Annotated in this window: 9 protein-coding genes and 1 pseudogene; 3 read left to right on the top strand and 7 right to left on the bottom strand. The window is 64.0% G+C overall.

Translation table 11 applies throughout. From position 1 onward, the window contains the following. Nucleotides 1-3: 3 nt before the first annotated feature. Both PX653_RS02160 and PX653_RS28295 read right to left on the bottom strand, forming a co-directional pair. Nucleotides 4-1,062, bottom strand: coding sequence for a serine endopeptidase (locus PX653_RS02160; RefSeq protein WP_277416311.1), 1,059 nt, complete (start codon nt 1,060-1,062; stop codon nt 4-6). Nucleotides 1,063-1,341: 279 nt separating this feature from the next. Then, nucleotides 1,342-1,437, bottom strand: a pseudogene (locus PX653_RS28295) (PEP-CTERM sorting domain-containing protein); the annotation flags it as partial. 823 nt (nt 1,438-2,260) lie between these two features. On the opposite strand from PX653_RS28295, the gene PX653_RS02150 reads away from it, so the two are divergent. After that, nucleotides 2,261-3,463 (top strand): ISL3 family transposase, encoded by a 1,203-nt coding sequence (locus PX653_RS02150; RefSeq protein ID WP_277415381.1) that lies wholly within the window; start codon nt 2,261-2,263, stop codon nt 3,461-3,463. An 84-nt stretch (nt 3,464-3,547) separates the two neighbouring features. Here the strand turns inward: PX653_RS02150 and pnp are convergent, their stop codons facing one another. Beyond that, nucleotides 3,548-5,662, bottom strand: coding sequence for a polyribonucleotide nucleotidyltransferase (pnp, locus tag PX653_RS02145; protein WP_277416309.1), 2,115 nt, complete (start codon nt 5,660-5,662; stop codon nt 3,548-3,550). 214 nt (nt 5,663-5,876) lie between these two features. Beyond that, entirely contained in the window at nt 5,877-6,146 is a 270-nt protein-coding gene (gene rpsO / locus PX653_RS02140) for a 30S ribosomal protein S15 (protein ID WP_277416308.1), read from the bottom strand. 197 nt (nt 6,147-6,343) lie between these two features. On the opposite strand from rpsO, the gene PX653_RS02135 reads away from it, so the two are divergent. Further along, a complete protein-coding gene (locus PX653_RS02135) occupies nt 6,344-6,823 on the top strand; it encodes a hypothetical protein (RefSeq protein ID WP_277416307.1) in 480 nt (159 codons plus the stop codon). Between the two features lie 112 nt (nt 6,824-6,935). On the opposite strand, the gene PX653_RS02130 is transcribed toward PX653_RS02135, so the two are convergent. The 3 genes from PX653_RS02130 to PX653_RS02120 all read right to left on the bottom strand — a co-directional run bounded on the left by PX653_RS02130 (nt 6,936) and on the right by PX653_RS02120 (nt 10,279). After that, nucleotides 6,936-8,486 (bottom strand): 2-isopropylmalate synthase, encoded by a 1,551-nt coding sequence (locus PX653_RS02130; RefSeq protein WP_277416306.1) that lies wholly within the window; start codon nt 8,484-8,486, stop codon nt 6,936-6,938. A 35-nt stretch (nt 8,487-8,521) separates the two neighbouring features. Then, nucleotides 8,522-9,382: a CDP-diacylglycerol--serine O-phosphatidyltransferase gene (gene pssA / locus PX653_RS02125; RefSeq protein ID WP_277416305.1), complete on the bottom strand. Its 861-nt coding sequence runs from the start codon at nt 9,380-9,382 to the stop codon at nt 8,522-8,524. 141 nt (nt 9,383-9,523) lie between these two features. Next, nucleotides 9,524-10,279, bottom strand: coding sequence for an SIMPL domain-containing protein (locus PX653_RS02120; RefSeq protein ID WP_277416304.1), 756 nt, complete (start codon nt 10,277-10,279; stop codon nt 9,524-9,526). Nucleotides 10,280-10,452: 173 nt separating this feature from the next. On the opposite strand from PX653_RS02120, the gene PX653_RS02115 reads away from it, so the two are divergent. Further along, nucleotides 10,453-12,084, top strand: a complete 1,632-nt coding sequence (locus PX653_RS02115) for an alkaline phosphatase family protein (protein ID WP_277416303.1) — start codon at nt 10,453-10,455, stop codon at nt 12,082-12,084. Nucleotides 12,085-12,182 lie beyond the last annotated feature (98 nt).

Raw genomic sequence — 12,182 nt, 5'->3', positions numbered from 1 at the left:
CCCCTACGCCGGCGCCCTGCTCGTGTCGTCCCGCGTGCCGCATACAGAGCAGAAGCGCGTGAACGCGTTGCGCCGAGTGGTGCAGACTTCGCAGCGCCTGAACAGCCCGATACCGCAGTGGGGACAGAAGTCGAGCGCCGGATCCTTCAAGTCCACCGGCCGCTCGCAGCCGGGGCATACGCCCTTCCCCATCCGCGTCAATGCGGTGTCGTAATCGAGGCTCAGCCTCTCGCGCCGCTGCGTGTCCGGCAGCGCTTCGGCGTTGCGCTGGCGTTCCAGGTAACGCTGCAGCGAGACGATGGCCTGGCGCCCGACCAGCACGGTGATCAGGATACCGACGACGTAACGCACGTAGCCGCCGTAGCTGGGCAGGTACGGTACCAGTTCGACGAAGAACGCGAACAGCGCGAAGAAAATGAAGCCCCACACGAACGGCCACCACGTACCCTTGCGCTCGTGGCGCCACAGCAAGACCGCCACCAACAGCAAAGGCAGCGTCAACACCAGGCGATAGCCGAACACGCGCAGCTCGCGCAATTGCTCCGCCTTGTCATAGCGTTCCGTTGCGGCACGCTCCAGCACATCCCACTGCGCCTGGGCGCGTGCGTGCGCCTGGCTGGCGTCGAGATGACGCAGCTCCTGGCCTTCGACGGCGGCCTGCGCGGTGCGTTCGGCCGCCTGCAGTGCATCCAGCTGACGCGTACGCTCGATCAGTTCCTTGTCCTGGTCCGGGCGCGCCGTGGCATGCCGCGTTGCCCGCCAATTGTCGAATGTCTCGCGGACCGATGCCTTGTTCGCTTGCGCCACCTTGAGCCGCTGGCGCGCCTGTGCCAGTTCCTCGTCCGCCGTTGCCATCGCCTTGCGGGTGGACGCCAGCACGGCCTGGGCGGCGCCGCCTGCGCGCGGTTCGACGAACTGCGACACCGTCAACGGCTCCTCTACCATGCTGAGGTTCTCGACCACCTCGCCGCCCAGGCCGATCAGGAAGGCGGCAAACGCCAGCGCGACCAGCCACAGCCCGCGCTGGAACCACTTTTCGGACAACCGCATGGCTTTGCTCATCGGGTCCCCTCTCGCCGTGAATGACCGTCCGCGGACGGGCCGGACTATTCAAGACTATAGAGCAGCGTCGTCAGCGCGGGAGTATGGCAGCGCAACCGGCAGCGCCATGGACCGCCGACCGTGGTTTTGCCGCCACTGGTAGCGCTCGACGACACTCGACGAGCGCAATGGCCTGGCGGAGTCGCCGGATGCCAGGCGACACCTCCTCCAGCACGCAGCAAGGCGCGGCCAGCGGCCTGACGCAAGCTGACCGCTGCGCCGCCTGTCGGGAGACCGCGATTATTGCTTGCGGCGACGGCGGGCCATCAGGGCGACCGCACCCAGGCCTGCTCCCAGCATGGCATACGTGGCAGGTTCCGGTACCGGTGGGGTAACCGTCAGCGTGAGCCGCGTCTCCGGCGTCCACTTGAATCCTTCGTACGACGTTGCACCGGTGCCGTCGGTGTAATGGAACGCATAATAAGCGGACTGGCCGCTCGTGGCCTTCGACCATGTGGACGCGTCAAAGTCCCGATAACCGGCCGACGCCTCGAAGCTCAGGTTATTCCCGCCGGTATATGAAAACGCCTCGAGGCACCACCTGGCGCCATCCTCGGACCCGCAGCGCCCGTATTGCTCCATGAGCCATGGGCTGATGGAAACGTAAGGGATCGAGAATTCGCGCACCTCATCGACCGTGAATTTGCCATCGCCGTTTACATCATCGATCACCGCGCGCAACGCCGCAGTACGGGTAGGGTTGAAGACGCCGGTGTTGTAGTCGGCCAAGCCCGTGTACGTGGCGTTCACGACATATTCTGCAGCCTGGGCCAGCGAACACCCCGCAATCAACATGGCGAGAATTGATTTCTTTAACGTATTTTCCTCAGATTAATAAATTATTAACTTGCAGGTTAAAAGTAAATCACGACATAGAAAGCGCGACCGTCGTGATAATAATATATCAACTTAGGCCATTTAAATGCAGGAAGGGCTGCACAGCAGCCGGTTTACACTGCCGCGGCATTTCCTAGACGTAGCGCTGATGCTCGACGTCATCTGCGTACCGATGGACTACGCCACTTTGACCGGGTCACAGCGCCCATAAAAAAAGGTTCTTCACGGATTTCCGGGAAGGTGCGCCGAAAAACAGGAAAGCGGTAGAGAAGAGTTAGACTTGTTGTGCGACCAACAGTACTGAACTCAACTTACCGCTTTCATGCAAGATAATAATCTCGGCCTTCCATTCTGGGAAGGTTTTCTCGCGTCTGACCTCGAGCGCAAGAATGGTGCAACGTGGATCACGTTGGTTCCTGACCCAAGGGCCCCACTAGTGTGCTCGGGCTGCGATTCAAACTGCTGGCAGATTCATGAAACAGGCTGGCGTGTAGTGCGTGATATGCCAATGCTGGGCGACCCGGTCTGGTTGCGGGTGCGTCTGCGGCGTGTTCGCTGTAGTGAATGTGGGACTCGAGCTGAGCGCGTGAAGTGGCTAGACCGTCATGCACGGGTGACACAACGGCTGGCCGAGTTCGTGGGCCTATGGTGCCAAAAACTGCCAGTGGCCCATGTTTGCAAGCTCTCTGGCTTGCACTGGGACACAGTACGACGCATCGAGCGTACCAACTTGGCAGCGCAGATTGCGGCCTTGCCAGATGCCCAGCCTACCCGCTTGGTCATGGATGAATTCGCTCTGTATAAAGGGCACCGCTATGCCACGGTAGTGCTCGACGCTGACACTCGGCGTGTTTTATGGGTTGGCGAGGGACGCAGCCGCGAAGCGTTGCGTCCTTTCTTTGAGTGGTTAGGACCAGAACGCTGCCGCGCAATCGAAGCTGTTGCGATGGACATGAACACGGCGTTCGATCTCGAAGTAAAGGAACACTGTCCGCAGGCTCACGTCGTCTACGACCTATTCCACGTGGTTGCGAAATATGGCCGAGAGGTGATTGATCGAGTCCGTGTAGATGAGGCAAATCGGCTCAAGCATGATCTGCCAATGCGTAAAGTCGTCAAGCGCGCTCGCTGGCTCCTGTTAAGAAACAGAGCCAACATCCCGGCCGAAAAGCTGGCAAGCCTTGACGAGCTACTGGCAGCAAATCAGACACTGAGCACCGTCTACATCATGAAGGCTGCGTTGAAGGAACTATGGTCGGCGCAGGGCGCTTGGCAGTGGCGAACTGCTTGGCAAACATGGCTGCGCATGGCAAACGAAAGCGGCGTCGAGCCGCTGCAAAAATTCGCCAGGAAGCTTAAACCCTACTGGCGCGGCATCGTGGCGCGGGTACGCTGGCCGATGCATACCGGCCAGCTAGAAGGAATCAACAACAGAATCAAGGTCATGAAGCGCATGGCCTACGGCTACCGCGACAGCGAATTTTTCTTCCTAAAGATCAAAGCTGCCTTCCCCGGAAATCCGTGAAGAACCTAAAAAAAGCCGCCAAGGCTTGCGCCATGGCGGCCAACAGGCCCGGGATCGGGGCCCCGGGCTGTTCTTTCAGCAGCGTTACGCTGCCGGCGCGGCTTCGTCCGCTGCCTTCATCGACAGCTTCAGGCGGCCGCGGTCGTCCGTTTCCAGGACCTTGACACGCACTTGCTGGCCTTCTTTCAGGTAGTCGGCCACGGCGTTGACGCGCTCGTTGGCGATCTGCGAGATGTGCAGCAGGCCGTCCTTGCCTGGCATGACTTGCACGATGGCGCCGAAGTCCAGCAGTTTCAGCACGGTGCCGTCGTAGGTCTTGCCCACTTCGACCGATGCCGTCAGCTCTTCGATGCGACGCTTGGCTTCCTGGCCGGCGGCGGCATCGACGGAAGCGATGGTGACCACGCCTTCGTCGCTGATGTCGATCTGCGTGCCCGTTTCCTCGGTCAGCGCGCGGATGACGGCGCCGCCCTTGCCGATCACGTCACGGATTTTTTCCGGGTTGATCTTGATGGTGATCAGGCGCGGTGCGAAGTCGGACAGTTCCGTCTTCACGTGCGGCATGGCCTTCTGCATTTCGCCCAGGATGTGCTGGCGGCCTTCTTTGGCCTGCGCCAGTGCGACCTGCATGATTTCCTTGGTGATGCCCTGGATCTTGATGTCCATCTGCAGCGCCGTGATGCCGTTGGCGGTGCCGGCGACCTTGAAGTCCATGTCGCCCAGGTGGTCTTCGTCACCCAGGATGTCGGACAGCACGGCGAACTTGCCGCCTTCCTTGATCAGGCCCATGGCGATGCCGGCGACGTGCGCCTTCATCGGCACGCCCGCGTCCATCAGCGCCAGGCAGCCGCCGCAGACGGAGGCCATCGACGACGAACCGTTCGATTCGGTGATCTCGGACACCAGGCGCACGGAGTAGCTGAACTCTTCCGGCGATGGCAGGGCGGCGACCAGCGCGCGCTTGGCCAGGCGGCCGTGGCCCACTTCGCGACGCTTCGGCGTGCCGACGCGGCCCGTTTCGCCGGTGGCGAACGGTGGCATGTTGTAGTGCAGCATGAAGTCGTCGGTGTATTCGCCCATCAGCGCGTCGATCTTCTGCGAATCGCGGGCCGTGCCCAGCGTCGCCACGACCAGCGCCTGCGTCTCGCCGCGGGTGAACAGCGCGGAACCGTGGGTACGCGGCAGCACGGACGTGCGGATCGCGATCGGACGCACGGTGCGGGTGTCGCGGCCGTCAATGCGCGGCTCGCCGTTCAGGATCTGCGAACGCACGACCTTGGCTTCCATGTCGAACAGGATGTTGCCCACTTCGACGCCATCCGGTGCATCGACGCCTTCGGCGGCGGCTTGCGCGGCCAGGTCGGCGATCACTTCGGACTGCATCGAGCGCAGCGCCTGCTGGCGGGCCTGCTTGTTCTTGGTCTGGTACGCTTCGTTGATCTTCGCTTCGGCGAACTGCGCGACCTTGGCGATCAGCGCTTCGTTCTTGGCCGGCGGGGTCCATTCGATTTCAGGCTTGCCGCCTTCTTCGACCAGGGCGTGGATCGCGTCGATCACGGCGCGCATCTGCTCGTGGCCGTAGACGACGCCGCCCAGCATGATTTCCTCGGACAGCTGCTTGGCTTCGGATTCGACCATCAGCACGGCCGTTTCGGTACCGGCGACGACCAGGTCCATCTCGGACGTCTTCAGCTGGGTCGTGGTCGGGTTCAGGATGTACTGGCCGTTGGCGTAACCCACGCGGGCTGCACCGATCGGGCCGTTGAACGGCACGCCGGCCACGCACAGGGCGGCGGAGGCACCGATCATCGAAGCGATGTCAGGGTCGATCTCAGGGTTTACCGACAGAACGTGGATGATGACCTGCACCTCGTTCATGTAACCTTCCGGGAACAGCGGGCGGATCGGACGGTCGATCAGGCGGGACGTCAGCGTCTCCTTCTCCGACGGACGGCCTTCGCGCTTGAAGAAGCCGCCTGGGATCTTGCCTGCGGCGTAGGTCTTCTCGATGTAGTCCACGGTCAGCGGGAAGAAATCCTGGCCCGGCTTGGCGTCCTTGCGTGCCACGACGGTTGCCAGTACGACGGTGTCGTCCATCGACACCAGTACCGCGCCGGATGCCTGGCGAGCGATCTCGCCGGTTTCCAGGGTCACGGTGTGTTGGCCGTACTGGAAGGTTTTCGTAACTTTGTTAAACATGGGTAATCCCTTTCTATTTGCCGACAGATTTTCAGGGGCTGTCGTTCACCTCACCACAGGCCGCCCGCTACAGCGACCGGCCTTTTGCTCCACTTATTCTCGCGGAAAGCTTATTTTGCTTCCCATTTGCAACAAAACAACAATCCAGAATGACAAAATGCCCGCGTCAGCGAACTGGCGCAGGCATCCTGGCTTAAACCGGGTACGGCAAAAATTACTTACGCAGACCGAGCTTGGCGATCAGATCGCGGTAACGGTTGGCGTCCTTGCCCTTCAGGTAAGACAGCAGGCTCTTACGACGGTTGACCATCATGATCAGACCACGACGGGAGTGGTGATCCTTGGTGTGGGCCTTGAAGTGGGAGTTCAGTTCGTTGATGCGTGCGGTCAGCAGCGCAACCTGGACTTCCGGCGAACCCGTGTCGTCCTGACCACGTGCGTTGTCCGCGATGATCGCGGCCTTGTTGATGTTTTCTACAGTCATGATGAACCTTTCACATGCGATGCACGGAGTATTGCGCGGCCCCTTGCGGCACCTCGCCACCCTGCACATCGTGACTTACGTTAAATAAAATACTGACCTGACAGGCCAGACCGGGGAGTATAACTGAAAACGCGGGCAAAATGCGCGGCCTGACCCGCCTTCCCGCTACAATAATTCCAACTTTTGCAGGAGTGACAATGCGTGCAGCAATCGCTTCCCTCACCTGCGGCGCCCTGTTGGCCGGCTGCGCCGCCTTCGGCCCGCCGCCGCAGCCGGGCGAACCGATGGCGGCCGTCCAGGCGAAACTGGGCCGCCCCAGCGCCCGCTTCCAGGTCGGACCGGAGACCGTCGACGAGTACGGTGCCGGCTACTTCGGCCAGTACACGTGGATGGCCCGCTACGGCGCGGATGGCCGGCTCATCAGTTACGAGCAGGTGCTGACGGACGCCAAGTTCGCCACCGTCAAGCTGGGCGTGGACACGAAGGACACGATCCTGCGCACGTTCGGCCACCCGGCCGAGACGATGGGCCTGCCGCGCCGCAACCTGGAAGTATGGAGCTACCGCTACAAGCAGTCGGGCGTGTGGGATGCGATGATGCACGTGCATTTCTCGCCGGACGGGGTGGTGCGGGAGATGATGGGCGGGCCGGATATGTTGCGGGAGAAGCGGGATTGAGCCTGGGGTCTGTCCCCGAAGGGGGACTGACCCCGAAGCTTATTTGTGCCGACGAAACGCCGGTGAACTTCGGGGTCAGTCCCCTGCAGGGACAGACCCCATTCCTCTGGCGCTAACTACGCTCCGTCTGCGGATTGACCCGCTCCTTCGAATGCAGCTTGTTCAACCCGGCGAGATAGGCCTTGGCCGAGGCCACGACGATGTCCGGGTCCGAGCCGACGCCGTTGACGATCCGCCCGGCCTGCGCCAGCCGCATCGTCACCTCGCCCTGCGACTGCGTGCCCGTGCTGATCGCGTTGATCGAGAACAGCACCAGCTCCGCGCCGCTCTGCGCCTGGCTTTCGATGGCGTTGACGATGGCGTCGACCGGGCCGTCGCCCGTACCTTCGCAGGCGAACTCCTGCCCGTCCACGGAAAACACCATGCGCGCATGGGGCAGCTCGCCCGTCTCGCTGCGCTGTGCCAGCGAGACGAAGCGGTAATGCTCGCCCTCCTCGCGCTCCTCGGCGGAGACCAGCGCCATGATGTCTTCGTCGAAGATCTCGGCCTTGCGGTCGGCCAGCTCCTTGAAGCGGGCAAAGGCCGCGTTGACGTCCGCCTCCGAATCGAGCTCGATGCCCAGCTCCTGCAGCCGCGCCTTGAACGCATTGCGGCCGGACAGCTTGCCCAGCACGATCTTGTTGGCCGTCCAGCCCACGTCCTCGGCGCGCATGATCTCGTACGTCTCGCGCGCTTTCAGGATGCCGTCCTGGTGGATGCCCGACGCGTGCGCGAATGCGTTGGCGCCCACCACCGCCTTGTTCGGCTGCACGGGGAAGCCCGTGATCTGCGACACCATCTTCGACGCCGGCACGATCTGCGTCGTGTCGATGCCGCATTCCAGGTTGAAGTAGCCGGCGCGCGTGCGCAGCGCCATCACCACTTCCTCCAGCGCCGTGTTGCCGGCCCGCTCGCCCAGTCCGTTGATCGTGCACTCGACCTGGCGCGCGCCGCCGATCATCACGCCGGCAAGAGAATTGGCCACCGCCAGTCCCAGGTCGTTGTGGCAGTGCACGGACCAGATGGCCTTGTCGGAATTGGGGATGCGCTCGCGCAGGCGGCGGATGGTCTCGCCAAACAGCTCCGGTACCGCGTAGCCCACCGTGTCGGGGAAATTGATCGTCGTCGCCCCTTCGGCGATCACGGTTTCCAGCACGCGGCACAGGAAGTCCTCTTCCGAGCGGCTGCCGTCCTCCGGTGAGAATTCGATGTCGTCGGTATGCTGGCGCGCGAAACGCACGGCCTGGCGGGCTTGCTCCAGCACCTGCTCCGGCGCCATGCGCAGCTTCATCTGCATGTGCAGCGGCGACGTGGCGATGAAGGTGTGGATGCGCTTGCGCGCGGCGGGCGCCAGGGCCTCGGCGGCGCGGGCGATGTCGCGGTCGTTGGCGCGCGACAGCGAGCAGACGGTGGACTCGCGCACCGTGCCGGCGATGGCGCGGATGGCCTCGAAGTCGCCCGGCGAGGCGGCCGCGAAGCCCGCCTCGATGACGTCCACGCGCAGCCGCTCCAGCTGCTTGGCGATGCGGATCTTTTCTTCCTTCGTCATCGACGCGCCCGGCGACTGTTCGCCGTCGCGCAGGGTCGTGTCGAAGATGATCAGGCGTTCGCGGGTATTTGTCATGAGAAAAGCTCCTGAAAATGCCCGCCGTCGCGGGATTAGCGCCGTTCGCTCTCGTCCAGCGGTTCGTCGTCCACCTGCACGATCGAGACCGGCTTGCCTTTCGCCAGCCGCACGCACAGCACGAGGTAGCCGGACAGGCCGTACAGCACGAAGATCGGGAACAGCACCTTGGGCGGGTCGATCGAGATCAGCGCGAAGAACAGCGCGATCAGGAACACGGCGATGAACGGCACGGATTTCCTGAAGTTGACGTCCTTGAAGCTATAGAACGGCACGTTCGTCACCATCGTCAGGCCGGCGAACAGCGCGATCGCCCACGACACCCACGACAGGTAGATGCCCTTGACCTCCAGGTCCACCATCATCAACACGAAGCCGGCGATCAGCGCGGCGGCCGAGGGGCTCGGCAGGCCCTGGAAGTAGCGCTTGTCGACCACTTCGATATTGGTGTTGAAGCGGGCCAGGCGCAGCGCGGCGCCGGCGCAGTAGACGAACGCGGCGATCCAGCCCAGCTTGCCCAGGCCGCGCAGCGACCATTCGTAGATCACGAGCGCCGGGGCGGCGCCGAACGACACCATGTCCGACAGGCTGTCGTACTGGGCCCCGAATTCGCTCTGGGTATTGGTCAGGCGCGCCACGCGGCCATCCAGGCCGTCCAGCAGCATCGCGACGAAAATCGCCCATGCCGCATGCTCGAAGCGCTGGTTCATCGCCATCACGATGGCATAGAAGCCGCAGAACAGCGCGCCCGTGGTGAATGCGTTCGGCAGCAGGTAGATGCCGCGCGAGCGCGGCCGGTTGTCGCCTGCCTTGCGGGCGAATCTGCTGAACGGTGTCCTGCGCGGCGCCTTGGGGCCAGCGCCGGGTTTGGTCCGGCGACGGGGAAATTTTGCCATACGAATCCGTGGTAGGTGCGGCTTACTGCTGCGTTATTGTTCTGCCAGGGCCGCCGCGCTGTGCGCTGCCGGCCGCCCCGGGTGCGCCCTATTATAGTGGAGCGTTACGCAAATCGTCGCGTGCCACGGATGCCGGTGGCGTTACTTGAACCGTACCTTGCCGACCAGGCGCATGTCCAGCGTCGTTTCGCCCGGCTCGAAGCTGGGTTCCGCCACCTCGGCACTGTCCTTCATCGCCATCGCCCGCATCGCCATCGGCGCCGGCGCGCTCTCGCGGCCGCCCGCATAATTTCCCGAGCCTTCGAAGTCGACCGTGTCGAGGATCGCATCCGTGACGGGACGGCCCATGGCCTTCGCCACCGACGCGATGCGTTCGTTCAGCGCCTTGTAGGTGGCCGCGATGCGCTGGTCGTCCAGCCTGCGCAGCGCGGCGGGTGTCAGGCCGAAGTTGATCGCGTTCAAGGTCAGTACTTTCTGCGCCGCCGCCACCGTCTTCGGCAGGCCGGCCAGGTTGGTGGTCTTCACCTCGACATACTGGCCCACGCGCCAGGCGGTCGGCAGGCGCGGCTTGTGCGGCGCCAGCGGCTGCACGGGGCGGTCTTCCGGGTACACGGGATAGGTGTAGTAGCCCATCGTCTTCAGGCTGGCCTGCGGATCCTGCGCCCTGAGGATCTCCAGGCCCTGCTTCATCTTCGTGTTGACGCGCGACGCGGCCGCGGCCTTGTCCTTGTCCTGCTCCTCGATCGCCAGCGTGGCGATGGCCTGGTCGTTCGGTGCCGTCACCTCGCCGGTGGCGGGAATGACGACGGTGGTGCCGGCGGTCGGGGCGGTCTGCGCATGCGCGTGCACGCTGCCCAGCACGAACGCGGCGGCCAGCAGGGATTTCAGTACGGTCATCGAGATTCTCCTTATCAATAGCTTCCGATGAGCGCACTGTAACCGAAATGGCTACAGCCAAAGAAAGCAGATGGTGAGTCTTTGTAACAGCCGTGTCATCATACTGACATCCGCCCGCTGCATCATGGCGGCCCTGACTCAACCATTACAGCCTGAAACACATCCGAGACCGCATGCGTACATCCTTCCCGCTCGCCGTGGCCACCTGCGCCACCCTCCTTTCCCTGCACGCCGCGGCCGCCCCGGCACCCGCATCGGCCCAGCCGAAGCTGGTCGTCGTCATGGCCGTGGACGGCCTGCCGCAGGAGCAGCTGCTGCGCTACCGCGGCCAGTTCGGCGAGGGCGGCTTCAGGCGCCTGCTGACGCAGGGCGCCATGTTCGCCGATGCCCACCAGGCGCACGGCACCACCGTCACGGCGGTGGGACATGCGGCGATCCTGACGGGTGCGTACCCGTACCAGCACGGCATCGTCGGCAACAACTGGATCGACCGCGCCAGCGGCAAGTCGGTCTACTGCACCGAGGACCGCCGCCACCAGTACCTGGGCGAGGCCACCGAACCGTCCGACGGCACGTCGCCCGCGAAGCTGCGCGTCGACACGCTGGGCGACCAGCTGCGCTACGCCACCGGCAACCGGGCCAAGGTCCTCGCCGTTTCCGGCAAAGACCGCGGTGCCATCCTCCTGGCCGGCAAGGGTGGCACGGCCTACATGTACATGGAAGACAGCGGCAACTTCGCCAGCAGCACCTACTACATGCAGCAACACCCGGCCTGGGTGCAGCGCTACCAGGCCGCCAAGCCGCAGGATCGCTACTACGGCAAGACCTGGCGGCCGATGCTGGCCGACGCGGCCTACAGCATGGATGCGGGCGACACGCCGTTCTCGATCTCGTACTACAGCGAAGGGGGCGCGCCCGACGCTTCCTACTACAAGCGCCTGAAGGAAGGCCCGTTCGTCGACGAGCTGACCCTGGAATTCGCCCGCGCCGCCATCGAGGGCGAGAACCTGGGTGCCAACCCGGCCGGGGTGCCGGACCTGCTGGGCGTGAGCCTGTCGGCGCACGACTACGTCAACCATGCGCACGGCCCGGAAAGCCGCATGTCGCATGACCACCTGCAGCGCCTGGACCGCATGCTGGCCGGCTTCTTCACTTACCTGGACAAGCGTGTCGGCAGCGACAACTACCTGGTGGTGCTGACGGCCGACCATGGCTTCGCCAACAGCGCGGAGTTCTCGCAGCGCCAGCACGTCGACGCCGGACGCATCGACGGCAAGCCGCTGGTCGCAGGCCTGCAGCGCCACCTGGACGCCACCTTCGGCGCCGACAAGGTCACCCTGAAGGTATCGCTGCCGAACGTCTACCTGGACGAGGAAGCGCTGGCCAAGGCCGGCCTGCAGCGCGCCGCCGTCGAACAGGCGGCCAGCCGCTGGCTGGTGGCCCAGACCGGCATCGCCGAGGTGTATACCCGCAGCCGCTTCGAGCAAGCCGGCGCCACCGGCACGCGCATCGACCTGCTGCTGCGCCGCGCCTGGCACCGGCACGAGTCCGGCGACCTGGTGATCGTACCGCGCGCCTACTGGGCGTTCGGCGCCGGCAGCAGCGGCGCCACGCACGGCACGCCATATGCCTACGACACCAGCGTGCCGCTGCTGCTGATGGGCAAACGGTGGATCGTACCGGGCACGTATGCGGGCTATACGGAAGTCGTCGACATCGCGCCCACGCTGGCCGCGATCCTGGGCGTGCGCAAGCCGGCCGGGGCCGAGGGGCGGGTACTCACCGAGGCGCTGACGCGACGCTAGCAGGACCGTGGTCAGGCTCTAATGCCGCTAAGTTAAAACCCATAAGCAACCCCTACGGCGAACGGCCGGGGTCAGACCCGGCGGGTCTGACCCCAGCT

Source organism: Pseudoduganella chitinolytica, from assembly GCF_029028125.1.
Classification (GTDB): domain Bacteria; phylum Pseudomonadota; class Gammaproteobacteria; order Burkholderiales; family Burkholderiaceae_D; genus Rugamonas; species Rugamonas chitinolytica.
Note: the sequence above shows the minus strand (reverse complement) of the source record. Positions and strands in the feature narration are given on the sequence as shown.